The sequence below is a fragment of the Pseudoalteromonas sp. L1 genome (assembly GCF_021728095.1).
In the GTDB taxonomy this organism is placed as follows: domain Bacteria; phylum Pseudomonadota; class Gammaproteobacteria; order Enterobacterales; family Alteromonadaceae; genus Pseudoalteromonas.
In genome coordinates this window covers 548,062-570,426 of sequence record NZ_JAKKCT010000002.1, presented here as the reverse complement: position 1 = coordinate 570,426, position 22,365 = coordinate 548,062, and the positions used below count along the sequence as shown (strand labels likewise).

The window sequence follows — 22,365 nt, the reverse complement described above, 5'->3', positions numbered from 1 at the left end:
GCCCTACTTAAAAGGTATGTTGAAAGGTCAATTTGGCATGAATAGGAAGCTCAGGAAAAACTAAAGTTGAGCCAAAGTAACCGCCTTCAAAAACAGGACGCCAGTTATCTTGATTAGTCACATTTGTGATATCTAAACGTAAAGACGTTTGCTCACTGAAGGCATATCGTGTATTCACATTCAAAGTGTATTGATCGCGAATATGCACGGTTGCTAAAAAATCAAGCGGATAGCTTTTGGTGTATATACCGCCTAAGCCAATATCCCATTGAGGAGTGATAGAAAAACCACTGTTAAAGCTAAATGATTGTTCGGGAATACCTTGCACTCGCCTAGTTGATGGCGGAAAAGACGCGAAATTAGGTGCGCCAATACCTGTACCATTAATAATATCAGGACGAGAATTATCAAATGCATCAGCGACTTGGTTTGAGTCTTGGCTACTTGCTGAATTATCGTAGCGGGCATCTATATAGCTGTAACCGGCATTAAACCAGTATTGCCCAGCATCATAAAACACCTGCGTTTCAAAGCCTTTTGTACGAATACCCGTATTACTTCCATCACGATTCCTGAGGCTACGACGTTGATTAAATAAAGCCGCATCGACATACCACGGGCTGTCAGTTGGTGAAAATTTTAAACCAATTTCAGCAAGGGTGTTATCGGTTGCAAAATTTTGTGCGCTAATTTGGTTATCACTTCCTAAAACATTACCACCGGCCATGCTATTGGAGGTCGCTTCGTTATAGCTCCCTGTAATATAAGAGGTTAATTCTGAAGTGAGTTTATAGTTAACACTAATCTGCCCAGCGTGCAGGGTTTCATAAATATTATCGCGCGCTGCAACTTGACCTTGTGGTGCAATGGGATCCCGAGCTTCTACATCATAATAGTCAAGGCGATAGCCTAAACTTGTGCGCAATTTTTCAGACCATTGACTGTCATGCACAAAAGCAAGCCCCGTTTGCCAACTGGTTGAATCGGTTGTATCAGAGAGTGAAAAATCTCCAACACCGTCGTTATCTAAATCGTATTGGGCTCCCGGAGATACAAATACACCTGGCTTTAATTCAACTAATCTTGATTTTTGCTCTGTTGTGAGCGGGATACGGCGGTTTTCAATCGGGCCTGTTAAATCAATGGGCAAATCTGCTTCAGTGGTAAATTGGCTGAACCCTTTTACTTTGTTAAAGCGAACATCAAACGCAAAAATAGAGCTTTGACTATCATTCCATTGGTAGCTTAACTCAGTGCGGTTTTGGGCTGTGTCAGCACCATCAATGATCTCTACAAAGCTATTTTGAGCGACTTCTTCACGTTGCAGGTGCTGAAAATAAGTTGTATTTTTAAGGGTCGTTTTATCATTTAGTTCACGTTTATAGATACTGTGAAGTAAATAGGTCGTGGCTTCATTGATATTATTGGGGTCTGTTAAAACTCGGTTTCGCGGTATACGGACTTGCCCTGTGGGTGAAATAATAGCCCCCGCTCCTGCAATAGTACTGCCATTGGGTTGTATACCTTGACCAGTAATATAAAGTCCATCATCAATAAGCGCTTGAGTAGGGCGATTGATACCTGCGTTATCTGTAAATTCAACTTGATAAAGCTCGAAATTTATATCTAAACTACTTTGTGCGTCAGGCAAGAAGCGCACAGCTGCAAATAAACTATCGCTCTTATAACCTGAAAAATCATAAAAACTACCATTATCAATATGTTCAGCACTTACTCTGAAGCCACTTTTACCTTCTACTATCGGCGCTGTGTAATCGAGCTGTGCCGAGTAGTGATCCCAGCGACCAGCCGAAAGCACCAGTTTGCCTTGAGATTGTTCAGTATTTGCCTTTTTTGAGCTGAGGTTTACAAAGCCCCCATTTCGCTGACTACTACCAAATAAAACGGGTGGTGCACCTTTTACTACATCTATTTGCTCAATAGCATTGAAGGATATTGGAATGCCAAAACCGTTATTACCTGCTTGTCGGCGAACGCCATCTTGAAATAGTTCACCTAACTGCCCCCTTAAAGTTGGTAAGCTCGGATTACCAAATCCGCTAGCTGAATAGCTATTAGGTGTAATAGATAAAATATCTTGCAGGGTGGTGATATTGAGTTGTTCGATCATTTCACTGGTGATTGGCGTTACACTTCGTGCAATATCTTGTAGAAAAAGATCATCGCCAAAAGGTCCATTTATAGGCGTATCTTTAGGTGTCATTTGGGTATTTTTTAATTGCTCGCCTGATATTTGAATAACCTCAATCTCATTATTCTCGGTAGCAAGTGATACAAAGCTTGCACAAATACTCAGCGCTAAAAATGCGTATTTCAAAATGTTCTCTCTGCGATTAAATAATTTATTGACGATGAATGAGACCAACAGCCAGAAAAAATACTTTCAAAGCATTTTTATTTTATTTTTGTAATGTTTCTTTTTATTTTCGGTCTTGTTGTTTTTAAGCGTGAATAGTTCAAAGGAAAAATAATGATTCAATCAACTACATCAGATACACACAATCGCTTGCAATGGTCGCTTTTATCATTACGTTTGGGCGTGTTTATCGTTATGTTAATGTGGAGCTTAGATAAATTTGTAAATCCAAGTCATAGTGCTATTGTGTTTGAGCACTTCTATGGGTTGAGTGGCTCAACAGATACAATTGCCTATATTCTAGGAAGCTTGCAAATAATTTTAGTGTTTGCTTTTGTGGTGGGGTTTAAGAAAAAAGTCACTTACGGTTTAATATTTTTATTACACGGCGCATCCACACTTTCTTCGTATGCTCAATATATAGATGGGTTTAATAATTTACTTTTCTTTGCTGCATGGCCAATGTGGGCAGCCTGTTTTACATTATATTTAATGCGTGATGAAGATGTGAAGTATGTAGTGTGATTTTATAAACTAGTTTAAATACTCTTAGCTTAATTTAAATAGAATAAATTTATTTTCTTATTTTTATATTAATGATTTTTAATGAAAATTTTTTTAATGAAATTTAAATGGGCTAAAAATAAAAAAGCCCAGCGAACACACAAGCTGGGCCTTTTGACAACAATTTGGTTGAGTCACTGCGTGTGCAATGACTCGGAATAAAAAAGCTTAGAGAACACACAAGCTAAGCTTTCGACAACAATGTGGTTAAGTCACTGCGTGTGCAATGACTCGGAATAAAAAAGCTTAGAGAACACACAAGCTAAGCTTTCGACAACAATGTGGTTGAGTCACCGCGTGTGCAATGACTCGGAATAAAAAAGCTTAGAGAACACACAAGCTAAGCTTTTGACAACAATGTGGTTGAGTCACTGCGTGTGCAATGACTCGGAATAAAAAAGCTTAGAGAACACACAAACTAAGCTTTCGACAACAATGTGGTTAAGTCACCGCGTGTGCAATGACTCCGGATATAAAAAAGCCAAGAGAACACACAAACTAGGCTTTTTGTGACAACAATTTGATTAAAGTGCTAAGTTTTTCTTAGCGCGGTTGAGGTTGTGATTAACTAAATCATTACCCGACATTTTTACCGCTTCATAAAAATCTGATAGTGCAGCTGTGTCGTTTTTCGACATTATGCGTGCTATACCACGGTTACTTAAAGCGAATGATGTAAGCTCTCGACGTTTATAGCCGCGTACTTCGCTTTTATTTAGAAGCTTGATAGCTTCGGTACACAAAGATTCCGCGTGGCTGAAATTTTTAGATTTCACGCTTGCTGCGCAACGATTGAATGCAAGTTCATATTGACTATTTAAATCAGTTGCTTGCGCTGTGCTATTTAACACCGCGTCGTATTGGCCTTGCATAATTGCTTGCGATGAATCTGAGTCGTTAATTACCATCAGTTTGTAGTCACTTTGCTCAGCGATTGCAAAAGCTGAACATGTTAGTAATGAGCTAAGAGCAAGTCGTTTTAAAAGTGGTTTAAACATGATTAGTTTCCTCGTTAATCGCAGCATCGTTTGCTGATGAGTTAACTTTAGAGTAATCCCTCTAAATCGACAAACGATTAAAATAAACCTGATAGATGAATTTTTTTAACTTATAGAGAAAAGCCTTAATTAAACTTGCTATTCCAACTTGCAAGTAGTGAAAAGTTCTTACTTCTTCTTTTTGGATCTTGTCATATGTGATTTGTGCATGAGTATTTGACCCGTATTATAGGTATTTTTAATTAGTGAGAGCTGCACGAAGTGTTTTGTAAAGTGAGAAATGGCTAAGTTAAAAATTAAACCTGACGGTTAGACTGTTATTACGAGAAATAGAAACCTTCCTCCCAATGGAGGCATCCACTCGCTGTGACGCACATGGAGTGGAAATATTAACTTTACGTGATGAAGAAAAACATGTGCTAAATAACTAAGCTATTGCAGTGGTTGTCTCGCCTGATAACCAGTTCAGCGCAGATGTTTTAGATTTAAATATCTGCATAGTCATACCTGTTTTTTTATATAAATTGCAGTACGTATTACTCAGCAGGTTTCCACCTTCAAGCCCCTCTTTTATGATAAAGGCTGTTTTTTTCGGTGCACTATTCTGGCGTTTTAAATCAGCTAAATACATCATTAGTTTTTCAAGGGCACCAGGCGTTGCCATGCACGAGTTTTCAAACTCAACTAATTCACACCAGTCACCATGCTCTGCGATGATTTTTTCAATATAAGTTTGTTGAGTAAATGACAGGGCATCAATAATCTCTTCATTGAATGGGCCGACGGCGGTTGTAAAAAGTGTATTTTGACGTTGATAAAACTCAACAAGGCCGTGGGGCTTAAAATCTGCGTATGGATAATATTTAGTTGAGGCTATGCTGTGCATTAGTTCAATCCCTGAGCCTTTGATATTAGTTAATAATTATTAGTATTTGATAATAGCAGCGAATTTAACAAGGTCAATATTTATACTCTAAATTAAATTGAGACGGTTTGAGTCATGAGCAAAGGGTTTTCATTACCATGTTGAACCCGCTTGTATATAAATTGCATTTTGCTCAGGGCCATGCGCAACATCCACACCGATAGTTATACCGTAATGTTCATCGACTAGATAGCGAACGCCTGCTCCGACTGTATCAATTGTGTTGGCTTTGGATAAACCTGAAAAACTGTCAGCAGTCCAGCCCATACCTGTAAACGCATTTAGCTTGATATGTTTGGTTATTTTGTAGCTGAACTCAGCTTCTGTAACAAGCACATCAAACCCTTGGTATCGTGTTGCTGAAACACCTCGTAAATTAATGCTGGGGGGAATGTAGACAGGGAGGCGTTTATTACTTCGATTGGTGACAGTGTCATACTGCATTCGTAATGCTAAGTTAATTCTATTGGTCAATTGCCAGTAATTAAGTGCTGTTAATTTTAGACTTGTGTAATTGACTTTACTACCAATACTTTCATCAAAGTAGAGGTACTCAGCTTTGAAATTATAGCCTTTTTCTGGGTTTAGGGGGTTATCACGACTATCATACTCAAGTAAGGGACCAATTCCCGATGTATTGATATCTAACGATAAATGCTCTTTTATTATGTCGTTATCGAGCAAAAAATCTTCAATAGGGTTGTCTGCAAGGCTGATATCGACTTGGCGGTAAATCTGTTTTAAGCCATAAAAAAAATTACTATTATCATAACGTAACTTTAAATTTTGAAAAATGGCAGGCCCTTCAATATTCAGGGATAACGGTGTAAGGAGTTCTATTTCGTCGAAGGTGTAAAAGTCTAGGTTAATACTCGCCCAGCCAACAATACCTTGGTAGCGTATACGGTCTTGATCCCAAAAAGTAATATGTCCAATGGCAGCACCTTTAGTACCATTTTTGGTGCCCATAAGGCCTACTAAGCTAATGCTATTTGGTAGTGTTGTGCCCGTTTTATTTTTCTTTTCATTATCGTGAAAGAATAAACCAACAACCCCTAAGCCAGGCCCTACAGCTGGCTCAGTGATAAAAGCAGGGATAGGTAAAAAAGAAATTGGCTCATCAATCTTTTGTTGATTATCTAGCCGTGTTTCTGCAGGCTTAATTGCATAGTCATCGTAACTAGAAGCAAAGGAGCAGCTGCTTATTAAAGTTGCAGCCAACAAATTCAGACATACAACTTTTTTCACTTATTTATTGCCTCTGTTTTTTGTTAACGAGAAGAGCATAAATTGCAAAACGGTTAGAGCTGATAGTTAAACTCAATGCGATGATCGCCATCCATAAAATCAACATTTTCATTCCAGTTTGCAAAATAGCGGAAGTTCATTCTGGGATTTATTTGATAACTTGCGGCAAATTCGTGTGTTAGAATATGGCTTTGATCGTAACCGTAATAATGGTCTTTGTAGGTATCACTACCACCGATAGTGGTTAGCCAAAAAGGGTTATAGTTGAGCCAAATTTTGTCAGTAATTGTCACTTTTGCGTACATACCTACTAGGCCATAAGCGCCCATAATTGAATAGCCACTATCGCGAGTGCCGTCGTCCTCTAACGTGTTTTCGCCTAAAGATGTGCCTAAACCTGCTAATGGGTAAAAGGTAAAACGTCCTACGGGCTTTAATGCTTTGATATAGCTGTAGGATAAATCCATGCTTTCATCAGCCACTAAATTAGCATTCAAGTTATAGTTGGCATCTATTTGAGTGGCACTCATTGTGGTTAGGTCAACAGAGAAATTACGAAAACGAAATGAATCAATAGAGTCTGTTGTTACATGATCGCTCTCCCAACCCAGTGCGTCACCATAAATGCCCTTCACTTCAATAACATTCATTCCAGCAGTTGTTTCAACGCCTGTGTCGTAAGCTTGCCCAACCTTAAGATTTATTCCTTTATTGGTTGTACCTGCTCCGACCTGAGTATAAACAGCTAGGGGGTCTGACATGTCTTGAACTTCTTTTTGTTCAGCAAGCGCATCAGAAAATGGCATTAGTAGTGAAAATAACAGAGTGATTTTTCGACAGTTCATGTGCTTTCCTTACACAAAGTGGAAGTGAAAAAGTACGCTTTAGTTACTTATAATCTATTTAAAGTATTAGTTCAATAGTATTAAAAATGAACAAAGGACTATTTTACAAGTAAGATAATATTATTTGATTTTGCACAAAATTAGATAAATAAAGTAATCAATTTATTCAATGAAAACTTGATTTAAATCGTTTTTTCGTAGTTCGGAACTAGAATAGCTATATTTTTAACCTATACTGAAATAGGCTCTTTTTAGAGTAAAGGTACTAGTTAAACAAAAAGGATGATTTATGAAAAAAATAATAGCGGCCGCTATTTGTAGCTTGGTCTCCACAGTGAGCCTCGCCGCTGATAAGCCAAATGTACTCGCCATTATGGTTGATGATGTTGCCCCCATCTCCCTAAGCGCATACTCTCACGGCATGACTTACCCAACGCCTAACATAGATCGTATAGCAAATGAGGGAGCACTTTTTACAGATCACTATGCTCAGCCAAGCTGTACCGCAGGTCGAGCCGCGTTCTTGATGGGTCAGTTGCCCATCAGAACAGGGCTAACAACTGTTGGTCAACCAGGTAATCCTTTAGGTATTAAAGAAGCCGATCCAACATTAGCTGAGTTTTTAAAAGACCGCGGTTATATGACGGCTCAATACGGTAAAAATCACTTGGGTGATTTAGATGAGCACTTGCCTACTAAGCATGGTTTTGATGAATTTTATGGTAACTTATACCACTTAAATGTATCCGAAGAGCCAGAACAAGCTGATTACCCAAAAGATCCTAAGTTTGTGAAAAAGTTTGGCCCACGAGGTGTTATCGAATCTTACGCCAATGGCAAAATTATTGATACCGGCCCACTTACTCGCAAACGCATGGAAACCTTTGATGAAGAGGTGTTAGAACGCTCACTTAACTTTATGGAACGAGCAGTAAAAGCAAAAAAACCATTCTTTATCTGGCACGCCACAAGTCGCATGCATGTTTACACTCACTTAAAACCTGAAAGTCGAAATTTAGCGACGGGCATTAGCTCTGAAGAAGATGTGTTTGGTAGTGGTTTAATAGAGCACGATGGGCATGTAGGTCAGCTGCTTGATAAATTAGATGAGCTAAAAATTGCTGATAACACCATTGTTATTTATACCAGTGATAATGGCCCTGAGCAGTCAAGTTGGCCTGATGCAGGGACGACTTCGTTCCGCGGTGAAAAGATGACAACATGGGAGGGGGGCGTTCGTGTACCTTTCTTAGTACGTTGGCCTAACAAAATACCAAAAGGCTTAAAGCTAAATGGTATTTCATCGCATGAAGATGTGTTTCCAACAATTGCTGCCGCACTTGGTGAAAAGAACTTGCGTGAAAAGCTTAAAAAGTCAGACAAAGTTTATATCGATGGTGAAAACAACCTTGATTACTGGACAGGTAAAGCGGATAAATCAGCGCGAAACTTTTTCTTTTATTACTATGAGTCTCAGTTAACAGCAATACGCTTTGGTCCATGGAAAATGCACTTTGCAACGAAACCAACGGGCTTATACTATGATGATATGATTACTCATAGCATGCCTAAACTTTTCAACTTACGTAAAGATCCATTAGAGCACTATGATGGCGTAACGGGTTTTCATCAAATTATGCGTAAGAGTTGGTTATTACAACCCATTATTGCAAAGCTGAATGAACACGTTAAAACATTTGTAGAGTTTCCACCTCGTCAAGAGTCTGCTTCTTTAAATGTTAACGAAGCAATTGAGAAAGCTAAATCACTGAATTACGGTCATTAATTACTATATAAATTTAGTTGAGAAAGGGCCATATTGGCCCTTTTTTACTTTATTTATTAATACTATTCATCATTTCAAGTTGCCCAACAAATTGCTGTATTTGCTGATTGTTAGGTACTAGGCGTGCTAAGTTACGTGCGTAAAATAGTGCTTGAGCGTAATTTTTTTGTGCGGTGTACCACTGTGCTAAGCTATAGCTAATGTCAGGGTTGTTTGGTGTTAACTCAAATGCCTGTTCAAGAGCTGCAATAGCCTGTGGCATATCTCCTAAATCTTGTAACAGCAAGGCGTAGGTGAAGTGGTAATTGGCATTATCTCTTGCCAGCGTAGTCGCTTGTTGTAGGTGTGTTAGTGCTTTTCTCTTTTCCTTAGAGCGAACTAAACTCATCGCGAGCGCATAGTGAAGGTCAGCACTGGTATTATTGATAGCCAACCCTTGATTTAATATTTCTTTTGCAGCTAACTCATTTTGTTGGTTTCTGTATAAATCAGCTAAGTTAACATAAGCAGGTACAAAAATCGGCTCAATCTGAATGGCTTTTAAATAGTGAGCTTTTGCTTTTTCAGGTTGTTGCAATGAAAGTGCTAGATTGCCAAGGTTTGTATGCGAAAAGCCTCTTTCTGATTGATATAGTTGGTTTTTCTTATACTCTTCGAGTGCAGATTTTAAGCGCTTGGTATCTCGTTCGTTTAAACCACTTGGGAAGGGTTCCATTAACATGGGGGCTAAAGCACGTGCAGCTTCGCTCCTTATCGGTAAGTGTTTGTCATCAAGCAATGGGTTCAGCATTTTCCAGCGTTGATTAATATCAAATGGCATTGCCGCCTCTATGGCAGCTTGTCGCTTGAGTGGCTCAGGGTCTTTGACTGAGCGAACAATTCCAACAATGGCGTTATTATCAGGCGTTGTTGCTAAGCGGCTTAATGCTGACGCACGAATGATGTCAGGAAAGTCTTTATTCTGTACTATTTTCGTTAGCATGGTTGATGCATTAGGTAAGCGGTTATCTGCGGCATAAAAGGCTTCAGAAAAGTGCGCTGTGCCAAGATGTTTTGAATGTGGATGCCAGTCTTTTATTTTTGCAACCGCCCACTGTGGGGTTTTACTTTCGTGACAACTATTACATGCGTTCGGGGCGTTGGTTTTTAATGTTAAGTCTGGGCGCGGCACACGAAAGCTATGATCGCGCCTGTCATCGACTTGCATATAAGTTGTTGCAGGCATATGACAATCAACACATTGGCTACCACTTGTAGCCACTTTATGGCCGTGATGTTTTGGTGTGTCGAATATCTCCTGACTATGGCATTGTGTACAGGTTTGATTACCCGGTAGCTTTAATTTTCCAGAGTGAGGGTTATGACAGTTACTACAGGTAACCCCCGCATTGAACATCTTACTTTGTAAAAAAGATCCCCATACATAGTCTTCATCCCAAACTTGGCCGTCAACATGGTACAGCTCGGGTGTTAGTAATGAACCTTGAAAAGTGTGTAAAAAGCTGTGTGGATCTTTGCGGTCATCAAGCTGTGAGCGGCGAGCATGGCACGTTGCACACATTTGCACTTGCTCGCTTTTTACGAGTGGTTGCACGCTTTTCATACTGCCATCTGCTTGTTGAGTAAAAAGTGGGGTTTGCTTTTTAATATTATGAGTAAAGCCCTTATCGGCAATGCTGCTATCGCCATTAGCCCATTTTAAATGAGCTTGGGTGTCGCCATGGCAAGCTTTACAGCTAACGTTAATACTGGAGTAAGTTGAATCAAAGCTATTAGCTTTAAGGTCAAATTGCTTTTTGAAATCAGTTGAATGGCAATCAGCACACATGTGATTCCAGTTTTGGCCTTTTTGCGACCAATGAAATAGGTCGTGCTTTTTCTGCTCTGGGTGCAGTACAAACCAACGCTGTCCCCCCTCAGCTTTACTACGCGAGTTCCAAGCAAATGGAAAAAGCTGTATGTGGCCTTTGCCCATATCAAACATGTATTGTTGTAATGGCTTATAGCCAAAAGTGTATAAAACTGGGTAGTCAGTTAGTTTGCCATCAAGGTTTGGCATGCTAATAAAAAGTTGTTGGTTTTGTTTGTAAAAACGCGCTTGCTGGCCTTCGTATTCGAGAGTTTGGTCGTTAAAATTACCGAGCACAGTAGCGGCTGTGGCTCTTTCCATTGCATGAAAATGGTGCGAAGACTGCCAATCTTGTACTTGGCTTTGGTGGCAGTTTGCGCACTCTGGTTCGGCCTGTAAATTGAATATAGTCAATCCAATAAAAAAGCATACTACACGCACCATTAAATAATTCCTTTTTACTTTTTGCCCACACTTTTAATAAGTTATATTAGTTTTAGAGTGTAAGTAAAGCCAATGACAAAAAGAAAAACGCCTTGCTTTTAAAGCAAGGCGTATAGATTATTTATCTGTATCTTTCACAGCCTTTAGTTTGGCTGCATGGTCAATCTCAAATTCAGGCATGTTTTTATTGCCCTGTATTAAGTAGTTGTCCATCCAACGCATTAGACGAAGGCTGTAATCGTACTGAGCGGCAACCTTACGATTACCATGTCCTTCACCTGGGTAGTAGACTAAGCGTACATCTTTGCCTTGTACTTTCATGTAACGGTAAAGCTCCATTGATTGAGCAGGGTGTACGCGCGGATCCTCTTTACCATGCATGATAAGCAGTGGTGTTTTAGATTGGCCCGCCCAGTAAATAGGGCTGCGCTCTAAATACCACTGCCATTTATCCCAAGGATATGAGCGTGCGTGAACCAGATTCATTTCGTTAGAAATATCCGTTGTTCCAAATTTTGATAGTTGGTTAGATACACCCACAAACATCACACTTGCTGCAAAGTGTTCAGTCAGCTTTGTTGCACCCCACGCTGAGGCATAACCACCGTATGAGCCACCGGTGATACCAACACGTTTTGTATCAACAAGTCCCATTTCTACAAGGTGATTTTTAAAATCGACCAAATCGTCAAATTCTTTGCCTGCATAGTCGTTTTGGCCTAGTTTTGAGTAATCAACCCCCTTACCTGTTGAACCACGGTAGTTAGGATAGAAAACCGCATAACCACGCGCGGCTCCCATTTGCCCAGGGCGAGAATAATTGGTTACCCAGCCATTTTTATCATGGCTTTCAGGCCCACCATGGACAGACATAATTAGTGGGTATCGGGTACCTTCTTTATAATCAAGAGGGTAAACCAATATACCTTCTATATCGACACCATCACGTGCTTTAAGTGAGATAGTCTCTTGTTTGGCAAAGCGTTTATCATTTAACCAAGGGTTAGAATCAGTTAAACGGGTTGCTTTATTACCACGGATAATAAACACCTCATTTGGATGCTTTGCTGTATTAGCGCGCACAGTTAAGGTTTTATCTGAATCAGACACACTTAAATTGCTGGCAATAAAGCGACCTTCTTCAATGATCTTTTTATACTTTTTACTGCCCGTTTTAATACTTGCAACAAAACTTTCTGTACCAACATTTGCGATGAAGTTTAGTGTATTGCGTTTATGAGACCATTCAAAATCAACGATATGGCCCATAAAATTTGGTAGCCACTCTGTGATTTCTGCCGTTTTTGTATCAGCAATAAATAAGCGACCAGTAGCTGGATCATGTTTATCCTCAGCACCTAAAATCGCGATGTACTTACCATCAGCAGATAATTCGGCATCGCCTAATTTACCTTCGGTTTTAAAAGATAAGGTTACCTGGTCATTTGTAACATCATATAAATGCCACATTGACTTAGTGTATTTGTCATCAATAAGAGCAGTTGGTTGAGTTTTAACAAGTAGTTTTTCACCGTTAGCTGACCAATTCATATCACTAACATAATCACTAACGTTTAATGCCGTTGGCTTTAATGGCGTGTCTGTTTTTGCAAGACTAACAATGAAAAGCTGTTTATTATCAAGACCAAGCTCATATACTTCTGCCATAAAACCTAATTTTTTTAGCTCTTTTTCAGACTTATTTTTGGCAGGGAGTGCTAAAATAGCGACTTTTTGATTGTCAGGGCTTAGCTCGTAAGTTGATATTGATGTGTCTTTTAAAGACATTACTTTTTGAGCTTGGCCACCGTCAACGGGTATTTGATACAGTGAAGTGAATTTTTCATCGTTTAATTTAGCAAGAAAATAAATGGTTTTGCTATCTTTAGACCATTGAATGCTGCCGATGTTAACCTTACCTGTAATGTACGGACGCTCAACGCCTTCATCATCAACAATGTAAAGTTCGCTGTAATTACGACCATTTTCATCTTTGTACAGTGTACGTGGCACTGAGCGGGTAAACGCAACCGAGTCACCATCAGGGCTTACGCTTGTTTGGATAACTGATTGTATTGTTGGAATGTCGTCAATTGTAATTGTGTCGTTGGCAGTAGCAAATGTACTTGAAAGACCAACGGCTAAGGCTAAAGCAGTTTTTAGCATAGTAGTTCCCTTCGCTTGTTATGTTCTGCGGTGATTATAGCAGTGTGGAATCGCATTAGTAACAAATGCGATCAGTGGCTGTAACGAATACCTAAATAAAACCGTCGGCCATTCTTATAGATGCCCGTAGGAGCATACTGATTACGTTCATATGTGTAGGTTGTTTCGTTGGTAAGGTTTATTGCATCAACGATAATATCGAATTGTTTGTTTAGTTTTATGGTTAAATTACCGTCCAATTGACCGAAGTTTTCCATGATGGTTTCACCCACGCCAGTCGCAAAGTCAGTGCGATAATTGTATGCTAAACGGCCACTAAAGTGTTCGTTTTCGTAGTAGCTAGTTAAGTTTATAGTATGTTTTGAAGTACCAGGAATAGCGTTAAGGCTGGCATTATTACGTTTACTTCTTTGGCCATCAACAAAGGTATAATTTGCAATTAACCCGAAACCATAAAATAGTTCTTGTTGATAACCGAGTTCAAAGCCACGAATCGTACCACCACTGCCATTGATTGGTCTGTCTATTGTCATAGCAATGTTTTCATGCACTTCAACACCACGGTTAAACTCAATAAATGACTCAACATCTTTATTAAATAAAGCGGCAGACAATAGCCCTGCATCAGCAAAGTACCATTCAAGGCTCGCATCAAATTGATTGGCTCTGTAAGGGTCTAAATCAGGGTTACCGCCTTGGCCTTGTGCTTGGGTGACATTGTAGTTGGTAGAAGGCATTAAGTGATTATATTGCGGGCGAGACATGACTCTGGCTACACTAAATCGAGAAATCACATCATCGGTAATATCAATGTTGAGGTTTATACTCGGCAGTAAGTCTGTGTAATTTTTATAGTGGGTTTGCCATTGGTAGCTGTCTGGAAGCTCAATAGGCGATGCGATGCGAGCATAAGCAGCGCTATCTTGACGAGTATTAACAACTCGTAGCCCAAGGTTTGCGTTGTATGTATCGCCATTTAAATTTAGCTTAACATAGCCCGCAGTCGTTCTTTCTTGTATATCAAAACGACTGGCTTTTTCTTCCTGCTGTTCAAAATTAAGTGTATTAAATTGCTCTGCAAGTAAATTGATATCAACATAGCTATAGTTCTTTAAAGTGTGCTGATTACCAATGCCGGTTAAAAAATCATCTGGGATAGCCGAAGGAAAATCAGCGAGTGTCCAAGCAAGTTGCTCTGTTAATTTATCGTATGAGCCATTAATTGAGCGTAAGCGAATAAAGTCACGTTGATGATCACGGTATTTTACGCCAAATTTTATAGAAGAAATAATTGAATGATCAACGGCACGTTCAAAGTCAGCTTGTATATAAAGCTCTTGATCAGTGGAATCTTGACTGTCGTTTCTGGCCTCGGTGAGTTGCCATTGTGCAGCATCAAGAGGTGAAATGGCATAATCAGCAATGATATTTTGTTGTTGCCGTGTGTCGACACTAAACGCCGTATTTGCTGAGAATTGAGAGGTATAGTCTTGCTTTGAGCCTCCACCGCCATGAGTAAAGCCTAACTGGTAAGTATTATTCCACAAATCAGCCTGTTGCGATGCGACCAACTGTATACTGCTCGTGTCGATTTGTGATTCTCGCCAAATAGCTTCCATTGCAGTGCTATAAGGTCTATTTATATCAGTGACTTTGCTATAACGAGCAAAAGCCAATGTATTGTTGATTATTTCAGCGTCATGAATGCGGCCCCCTCTGGCAAAAACGCTGCTTGGTTGCCATAAAAAGTTTTGGTTACTGTTATCGGCATCAAGCACTGAATACAAGCCATTTAGTTGAATATTCCAATCAAAATTAAGTTGGTGCTCAAAAGCAAATGTTGCAGTGGTAAGAATTCGACGTTGCTTAAAGAGCGCCGAGCCACCACCGCCTGGCGTCCAAACTCGATTTATATCGGCTAGCCTGTCTACAGGGGAGAGGCTGTTATCATCATTCAAGGCGTAGTTTTGTTCGTGCCACCCCCATGATTCTAGGCCATCACGACGTAATGAGCGCTCATTTCGACTAAAAGTTAGTAATAAGCCAGTGCTCTGTGCACTATTTTTCCAGTTATAGAAGCTCGCTAGTTGTGGATCAAACTCACCTGATAGGTCGTTATACTGCAGTTGCGTATTTATCACAAAGTGCTTATTCGGTGTTGTAAGAGGGCGCATAGTTTTTATGTTAACCGCTCCCCCTAATGATCCTTCATCATGATCCGCTTGTGGTGTTTTATAGACTTCGAGTGAAGCAACTAAATCAGCGGGCAACAAGGTATAGTTAAACCCTCTGTTGGGTTGCGAGGAAATCCACCAATCGGCTGATGCAATTGATTGACCATTTAAATAAGTACGGTTTTGCTCTGGTGTTGTTCCTCTAACACCCACTCGCTCACCTTCACCTTGAATACGTGATAATGAAATACCGGTCACACGTTGGAGTGCCTCTGCGACATTTTTATCAGGAAATTTACCGATATCTTGTGCGCTAATAGTATCTATAATTGATTGACTATTTCGTTTATCATGGAGTGACTTGACAGCGCTGTCATGAAAACCCCTGATTTGAATGGTTTCTAAAGCGTTCTTTTCTTTATCACTTGTTTGAGCAAAGCTGTACGTTGAACTAAATACAAGTAAAATAAAACCAATATAGGTAAAAATGTTAATAAAATTGAGCGTTCTTAAAGCCATGCCAAATCCAATAAAGCGGTTAATGTGTTCTTCAAGTTGCCTCATGATAATAAAATCAAGAGTTTGTTGCTTGTTGTCAGTACCTTATTTATATTTTACGCTTTCTCGATTAATTTAACCATAGATTAACCTGTGTAACAATTGAACAAATGTCGATGTCAACCCAACAAAAAGTAATGCTTAACGATGTCATCGTTGACTTTGTGAGCCTGAAAATAAAAATACAGAACGAATGGGTTGATGTAGAGTCTAGGCAATTAGCCTTGTTGTCTTTGTTATTAAAAAAACAGGGCGAAGCTGTTTCACGAGAACAGATTATGGATGCGCTATGGGGAGATGTGATCGTCAGTGATAACTCGGTGAGTCAACTGGTCACTCAACTTCGAAAAAGCCTTCATGATAATAAGTCTCCACCGCAAATTATTAGAACGATTCCTCGAATCGGCTATCAGCTAATTGCCAATGTGAGTGAACCGCCAACACTGTTTGATAAGGCTCGTCAACATTCACCAAAAAAGATGGCATTGTTTGGCGTCACAGGTATTGTTGTCGGTGTAATTAGCACTTTATTTTTACAGTATTTATTCACGGCAAAGGGCAAACCGACAGAGTTTAATTACCGTGCTCGCGTAACATCTGCACCAGGCACTGAGGCTTTTTTACGTTACTCCCCAGATGGACGATATTTAGCGTTTAGTCAGTCAAACGAATTACAAAATCAGTTTGACTTAGCTGTATTCGATCAACAAAGCCAAACAGTTCATAATATTAAAAGCTCAGGTTATTCCGAAGAAGCACCAGTATGGTCACCAGATGGTCAGTGGTTGGCATATTATCGTTATGACCCGTTACGCTGTGATATTCGCATAATAGGTGTTAATAACGCGATTGAAACATGGCGTTTGAGTCCAGAGTATACCTTAACACAGTGCCAGCCCAGCAGCGCTCCTACACGGCTCAAGTGGTATAAGCCAGATGCACTTTTTGGCATTGTTTGGCACGACAACCAGCCCCGTTTGATGAAATACACGCTGAGTTTGGGTGATAAAGTCAGAGTGCAAGATACAACCTTGATAGGGGAGTTTAAACCTCTCGCGTTTGATATTAGTGGCGAAGGAAAAATGCTGATTGTTGAAAAGCAGGGCATTTGGTACACACTAAGCGAAGTGAATTTGCATAACCTGAGTGAGCAGCGCATTATTAGTCGTCAGCAGTATAAACAACAGCCCATCTATGGCGCGTTTGCAAAACATATTTGGTCAGTGGAAGATGAACTGATGCGCAGCACATTACAGGGGGTAAAACACTCATTACATAAACCTATGGGGTTTATTGCCAGTTTAGATGTAAACCCTGTTAATGGCGACGTTGCCCATGCAGAGGGGTTAGCGCAAATAAATGCCTATCAACTCAGTTTACATAAAGGCAGTGACGGAATAAGTGTTGATAAAACCACTCAGCTTGCCTCTTCAACCCGTATGGACTTCATGCCTACCATATCAAGCAATGGTGAGCAGGTTGCATTTATTTCTGTACAGCGCCCTGGTGTCACTCGGTATTCTCAAGCAGAGATTTGGATTAAACATCAACGCCGAAAAGGAGCCAATCGAGTGGCTCAATTACCCAGCCATATTACGCCAAAATATCTGCAATTTTCGCCTAATGGCGATACATTATTGTTGCTAGATGAAAGACAAAATGTGTATTTAATAAATTCTTTTTCACGCCGATTGGTTCCCGTTATTTCAGGCTTTGAGCAATTGAACGCGGTTCGTTGGTCTGATGATAGCCAAACTATTTTTTATCAAGCAAAATCGCAGCAGGGTGAATGGCAAGATTGGCAGTATGATTTGCAACTGAGCAGTAACTCATTAAAGGCAAATAATGTGACACCCCGCAGGTTATCGCCAGCTCAGCCTCTGTGGCAATTGAATCCGTCCTACATTAACTATGAGCACACATTGCGTGTTTACCTGTCAGCAGCTTTAGAGCAACATGTTCCCTTATCACAACTATTGCCATCACTTAGTTTATATAAGCCAGCCTTATTTGAAGGGGGGATGTATTATATTCTTCGTGAAGGCCATCAGTTATCTTTGTATTGTTATGTCATTGCTTCACAAGAAAATATATTTATTAAAAAACTAGGTGCTTATGGGTTAGATATAGGAGTTAATTTGACAATGAGTAGTTCTGTGGATGGAACACAATTAGTGTTTAGTCAGGTTGATGGTATTGAAACTGATATTTTGTTACATCAAGTGGTTAATTAAGTAGCGTTAAAAAGGCTGAAATGGCTTGAGTACTCCAGTTTCTGTCGCGTGCTTCATTGAGAGCAGCTTGTGCAGAGAACTTAGCTTCTTCGATTTGTTTTTGTTGTTGTTGAAGTTTGGCCTGTAGCAACAATAGTTGTGGATGGCTTTTATCTAGTTTTAATGCATCATCTAATGCCTGTTGAATATCAGCAACGGGTTCGTTTAATTCAAAAAGAAGTGCTGCTAAATCGCGTTTAGCTCTAAAGTGGCCTTGTGCGGCTGCCGCAATTAACCATTTTCGTGCTTTGTTAGGCGCATAATCAACATACTGTTTGTTTAATAACTCACGACCAAGGCGATATTGAGCATTAGCAAAACCATTTTGCGCGGCCAATAAAACCCAATTTAAGCCTTTTTGCCTGTCTACTCGACCATAATCACCGCGCAGCAAATTAGCGCCTATTCGGTATTGAGAATTAGCGTAACCATTACGGGCTGAGGTAAGTAATAACTCACTACTGGCGGTGTCTTTTTGCCAGTGATATTTTAATAATTTACTAGCATTGTACTTATCAGAGCTTAACCAATTAGCAATATAGTATTGAACTAGTGCATTGCCTTGTTCGGCTGCATCTATTAGTTCGCTTATTTCACTTTGGTAACTTTTTTGCTGACGCTGAAAACTTTGCTGGTATTGCTCACCTTTGAAGGTTGTAAAGTGATAGAGCAAAGAGCGATTATAATATGCGTGCTCTATCTCGCTAGGTGCTTCATATTGCCAACGTTTGACAGCATTTATGAGAGGCTTGTCAAACGTATTTTTGGGGTAAGAGTCTACGAGTGTAATATCGCCAACAGCGCCGTTTTTATCAATATCAAACTCTAACCAAACCCAACCCTCTAAACCATTGTTGTAGGCGTGTTCGGGGTAGGTTGGTTCAACGGTATAGCTACGATACACACTTTGTTCATGCACAGGCTCTGCGGTTAGTTCTGGGCGCAGTTCTTGATCATACTTTTCATAACTAATATTCGTTAACAAGGCTGCGTATGCATCTTCAAGTGCTTGGTGTTGTTGTTCACTTTGTTTGGCGATAAGCCTTGCAGTATCGCGTGCTTCTTCTAGGCCAAAATCAGCGGCTAAATTAAACCACGCATAGGCTTTAGCTGGGTTTTTCTCACGGCCTTGACCATGCAAATACATAACACCAATGTTATATATCGCATCTACATTACCTAATTGAGCAAGCTCGTAAAACTGTTGCTGAGCTTTGTTATAATCGCCTTGATGATAAGCTAATGTGGCATCGAGAAGATCGGCTTTTACACTACAAGATAAAAGAGCATAAGTGACCAGCCATGCAAATAGTTGCATGGTTCGAGTTGCACGTTTTGCATCTTTTGGGTGAGTGGTTATGAGCGACACTGGTAATTTATTTTAAGATTTTAAAAGCTCTTTAGTCATTGATTGTACTTGTTTTAGCCATGATTGCTAGAACAACACATGCTATTTAATCAATAAAAAAAGCGGTGAACAAAGTCCACCGCTCAAAGACCTCAGGGCATTGAGGCTCACCATCCATGGCGATAGTCGGATACCTGTGTTAGCAAGTGTGTCGACTAGAAATTGAAACGAACCCCAGCAGAAAAGCGACGCCCATCAGCATATACGCCTGTAAGTGCTTGCTTAACGCCTTCCTCTTGATAGCTGAAGGTATGCTCATCTGTTAGGTTAGTTGCTTCGAAAACAGCGGTGATGTTTTCAGTGATATTAAAGTTAAAAGTGGCATCAACTTGGCCGTAATCATCTTGATAACCAGGCCATGCACGACCTGTGTCGTAACCAGTACGGAAGTTATAAGAAATTCGACCGCCAAAACGTTCAGTTTCGTAGTAAGTGCTGATGTTATACGTATGCTCAGAAATACCAGGAATAAGCACATCATTGCCTTCTAAGTCTTTTGACTCTCCATCAACAAATGTGTAGTTAGCTGCGACCCCAAACCCTTCTGTTATTTCTGTTTGGAAACCAAGCTCTATTCCTTTTAATGTGCCTGACGGACCATTAATCGGACGGCTTATTTCAATTTCCACACCGTTAAATATTTCGGTTTGGGTGTTATTGCCTAAAGTAGACTGTAAGTCTTTATAGAACAGAGCGGCTGAAAAAATGCCTGCATCAGCGAAATACCACTCGTAGCCAACATCAAATTGTGTTGCACGGTATGGGTCGATATTTGAGTTACCACCAGTACCTACACGAGTTTCTGTGTTATAGGTTGTGGCATTCGTCATTGCGGCGTAGTCTGGACGCGTCATTACACGTGCAGCACCAATACGAAGTAACATGTCGTCATTTAAGTCAATTGCTAAATTTAAGCTTGGAAGAATATCAAAGTAACTGGTTTCTTCTTCTTGCCACGCTTTAGCATCAGCAGGTCCTACATAGGCACCTGTGGTTTGTTTGGTTTCAACTAAACGCACACCCACGTTTCCACGCATACCTTCCACATCGATATCAGCTTTTACATAACCTGCGAAGATGTTTTCTTCGATTGCAAAGTTACTATCGAACAGTAGGTTATATTGCCAATCAAGGGCATCACCATCACGACGTACTTTTCCAAGATCCGTCATTGCATAATCACGCAATGTACCGCTTGATCCAATATCCGATAAGAAGTCGCTTGGTGCAGGGTTCGAATAGTCGGCTAGGCTCCAGTTTAGATCTGTGCGAGTCTGTGACTGCAAGCGAACATTTTCACGCTTGTGATCACGGTATTTAACACCGAACTTAATTTTACTGAATACTGCGACATCAATTGCACGCTCAAAATCTGTTTGCGCATAGTATTCTTTATCGAGTGCATCATTTGAGTCGTAACGTAAAAAGCCTAAATTCCATAAACTACCATCGGCAGGATCGTTGGCGTAACTTGTTTCAATACTTTCAGTGTTTGCCGCGTTGTAGCTATGTACCGTGTTACCTTCCCAGCCAACGCTTCGGTCTGTTTGAGTTCCTCCCGAACCTTCTGTTACACCAATGTGGTAAGATGATTTCCACGTTTCGCCTTCATGAACCAGTTTAATATCGTATGAATTGGTTTTAAGCTCTGAATTACGAACTTTTGTTTCATCAAGAACATTATTCCCAGTTTCAGATAAACCAAAGGTACCAGCTTGGGCGAAGCGACCTACTTTGTCATGATCAACCACATCTAAAGACGTGTATTGTGAACCACCATAGCCAGGTAACCAAAGAAAGTTTTGGTTGGCATTATTGGCTTTCATTGTTGAATCAAGTGCATTAAAGGTAATATCAATATCGTCTGTTGGGCGGTATTGAAGTGTTAAATTGAAGCCTGTTCTGATTCTTTCTTGGGTGAACATGGCTGAACCACCACCACCGGGTGTGTACACATCTTCAATAACAGAGCCATCTTCTAGAGTGACATCGCGGTGTGTCCAGCTCCATGCTTCAATACCATCGCGACGAAGATTACGTTTTTGTTTGAAAACAGAGACGAGTGCACCAAACGTTTCGTTGTCATTTTTCCAGCTGTAAAGACCTGCAAGTTGTGGGTCTGTTTCGCCAGAAACCTCGCTGTGCTGCATCAGCACTGAGCCTGCTATTTTATTTGCTTCAAGATCGAGAGGTTTGCGTGTTCTAACAATTACCGTACCACCGATCGAACCTTCATCAATGTCGGCTTCAGGTGATTTATAGACTTCAAGGCCTGATACTATTTCAGAAGGAAGCATCGTATAGTTAAAGCCCCTGCTTGCTGATGAATCGACCCACCAATCTGCAGAGCCAACTGCTTGGCCATTTAATAAAGTACGGTTTTGGTTTTCTGAGGTACCACGAATACTAATACGTTCACCCTCACCAAACGCGCGGCTCATTGATACGCCCGTTATACGTTGTAGCGATTCGGCAACATTTTGATCAGGAAACTTACCAATATCTTCTGATGTAACGGCATCTACAATTGAGTTTGCATAGCGTTTAGTATTGAGTGACTTTACAACGCTGCCGCGAATACCGCGGACTTGAATAACTTCTACTTCATCGGTGGTAGCTTTATCTGCCTCATTAGCAAATACAGGTAAACTGATACCCGCACTTACCAATGACAAGCTGATAGCTAAACTTAATTTATTTTTGTTCAAGCTTAACATTGTCGATCCCCTTGAATTCGAACTGTTGTCTTA

General features: G+C 40.2%; 13 protein-coding genes. 3 read left to right on the top strand and 10 right to left on the bottom strand.

Annotated elements, in window-relative coordinates; all coding sequences use genetic code 11:
• Positions 1-7: 7 nt before the first annotated feature.
• Positions 8-2,317, bottom strand: coding sequence for a TonB-dependent receptor (locus L3V38_RS08685; protein ID WP_237119332.1), 2,310 nt, complete (start codon positions 2,315-2,317; stop codon positions 8-10).
• 174 nt (positions 2,318-2,491) lie between these two features.
• Between L3V38_RS08685 and L3V38_RS08680 the strand changes: the two genes are divergently transcribed.
• Entirely contained in the window at positions 2,492-2,902 is a 411-nt protein-coding gene (locus L3V38_RS08680) for a hypothetical protein (protein WP_130151756.1), read from the top strand.
• Positions 2,903-3,465: 563 nt separating this feature from the next.
• Here the strand turns inward: L3V38_RS08680 and L3V38_RS08675 are convergent.
• The 4 genes from L3V38_RS08675 to L3V38_RS08660 all read right to left on the bottom strand — a co-directional run bounded on the left by L3V38_RS08675 (position 3,466) and on the right by L3V38_RS08660 (position 6,957).
• On the bottom strand, positions 3,466-3,939 hold the full coding sequence (locus L3V38_RS08675; protein ID WP_130151755.1) for a hypothetical protein: 474 nt from the start codon (positions 3,937-3,939) through the stop codon (positions 3,466-3,468).
• A gap of 427 nt (positions 3,940-4,366) precedes the next feature.
• Complete coding sequence (locus tag L3V38_RS08670; RefSeq protein ID WP_237119117.1) at positions 4,367-4,825, bottom strand: hypothetical protein; 459 nt, start codon at positions 4,823-4,825, stop codon at positions 4,367-4,369.
• Between the two features lie 132 nt (positions 4,826-4,957).
• The gene (locus L3V38_RS08665) at positions 4,958-6,112 is read right to left on the bottom strand and encodes a BamA/TamA family outer membrane protein (protein WP_237119116.1); all 1,155 of its coding nucleotides are present in this window, start codon (positions 6,110-6,112) and stop codon (positions 4,958-4,960) included.
• 53 nt (positions 6,113-6,165) lie between these two features.
• Positions 6,166-6,957, bottom strand: a complete 792-nt coding sequence (locus L3V38_RS08660) for a hypothetical protein (protein ID WP_237119115.1) — start codon at positions 6,955-6,957, stop codon at positions 6,166-6,168.
• 289 nt (positions 6,958-7,246) lie between these two features.
• Here L3V38_RS08660 and L3V38_RS08655 point away from each other — a divergent pair, with 289 nt between their 5' ends.
• Positions 7,247-8,743 carry an arylsulfatase gene (locus tag L3V38_RS08655; protein ID WP_237119114.1) on the top strand — a complete coding sequence of 499 codons (1,497 nt, stop codon included), beginning with the start codon at positions 7,247-7,249 and terminating at the stop codon, positions 8,741-8,743.
• A 49-nt stretch (positions 8,744-8,792) separates the two neighbouring features.
• Here L3V38_RS08655 and L3V38_RS08650 read toward each other — a convergent pair whose 3' ends face one another.
• The 3 genes from L3V38_RS08650 to L3V38_RS08640 form a co-directional block, all read right to left on the bottom strand.
• Complete coding sequence (locus L3V38_RS08650; protein WP_237119113.1) at positions 8,793-11,036, bottom strand: tetratricopeptide repeat protein; 2,244 nt, start codon at positions 11,034-11,036, stop codon at positions 8,793-8,795.
• A gap of 117 nt (positions 11,037-11,153) precedes the next feature.
• Positions 11,154-13,202 (bottom strand): S9 family peptidase, encoded by a 2,049-nt coding sequence (locus L3V38_RS08645; RefSeq protein WP_237119112.1) that lies wholly within the window; start codon positions 13,200-13,202, stop codon positions 11,154-11,156.
• 71 nt (positions 13,203-13,273) lie between these two features.
• Complete coding sequence (locus L3V38_RS08640; RefSeq protein WP_237119111.1) at positions 13,274-15,895, bottom strand: TonB-dependent receptor; 2,622 nt, start codon at positions 15,893-15,895, stop codon at positions 13,274-13,276.
• 155 nt (positions 15,896-16,050) lie between these two features.
• Here L3V38_RS08640 and L3V38_RS08635 point away from each other — a divergent pair, with 155 nt between their 5' ends.
• Positions 16,051-18,168, top strand: coding sequence for a winged helix-turn-helix domain-containing protein (locus L3V38_RS08635; RefSeq protein WP_237119110.1), 2,118 nt, complete (start codon positions 16,051-16,053; stop codon positions 18,166-18,168).
• Here L3V38_RS08635 and L3V38_RS08630 read toward each other — a convergent pair.
• Both L3V38_RS08630 and L3V38_RS08625 read right to left on the bottom strand, forming a co-directional pair.
• A complete protein-coding gene (locus L3V38_RS08630) occupies positions 18,161-19,576 on the bottom strand; it encodes a TonB family protein (RefSeq protein ID WP_237119109.1) in 1,416 nt (471 codons plus the stop codon). The genes L3V38_RS08635 and L3V38_RS08630 overlap by 8 nt on opposite strands.
• Before the next feature lie 194 nt (positions 19,577-19,770).
• The gene (locus L3V38_RS08625) at positions 19,771-22,332 is read right to left on the bottom strand and encodes a TonB-dependent receptor (RefSeq protein ID WP_237119108.1); all 2,562 of its coding nucleotides are present in this window, start codon (positions 22,330-22,332) and stop codon (positions 19,771-19,773) included.
• Between the last annotated feature and the right edge of the window lie 33 nt (positions 22,333-22,365).

What these genes read in the sequence shown, in the direction of transcription:
- L3V38_RS08680 (WP_130151756.1), top strand. Translation starts at nt 2,492, where the DNA reads ATGATTCAATCAACTACATCAGATACACACAATCGCTTGCAATGGTCG.
- L3V38_RS08675 (WP_130151755.1), bottom strand. Translation starts at nt 3,939, where the DNA reads ATGTTTAAACCACTTTTAAAACGACTTGCTCTTAGCTCATTACTAACA.
- L3V38_RS08670 (WP_237119117.1), bottom strand. Translation starts at nt 4,825, where the DNA reads ATGCACAGCATAGCCTCAACTAAATATTATCCATACGCAGATTTTAAG.
- L3V38_RS08660 (WP_237119115.1), bottom strand. Translation starts at nt 6,957, where the DNA reads ATGAACTGTCGAAAAATCACTCTGTTATTTTCACTACTAATGCCATTT.
- L3V38_RS08655 (WP_237119114.1), top strand. Translation starts at nt 7,247, where the DNA reads ATGAAAAAAATAATAGCGGCCGCTATTTGTAGCTTGGTCTCCACAGTG.
- L3V38_RS08650 (WP_237119113.1), bottom strand. Translation starts at nt 11,036, where the DNA reads ATGGTGCGTGTAGTATGCTTTTTTATTGGATTGACTATATTCAATTTA.
- L3V38_RS08645 (WP_237119112.1), bottom strand. Translation starts at nt 13,202, where the DNA reads ATGCTAAAAACTGCTTTAGCCTTAGCCGTTGGTCTTTCAAGTACATTT.
- L3V38_RS08640 (WP_237119111.1), bottom strand. Translation starts at nt 15,895, where the DNA reads ATGGCTTTAAGAACGCTCAATTTTATTAACATTTTTACCTATATTGGT.
- L3V38_RS08635 (WP_237119110.1), top strand. Translation starts at nt 16,051, where the DNA reads ATGTCAACCCAACAAAAAGTAATGCTTAACGATGTCATCGTTGACTTT.
- L3V38_RS08625 (WP_237119108.1), bottom strand. Translation starts at nt 22,332, where the DNA reads ATGTTAAGCTTGAACAAAAATAAATTAAGTTTAGCTATCAGCTTGTCA.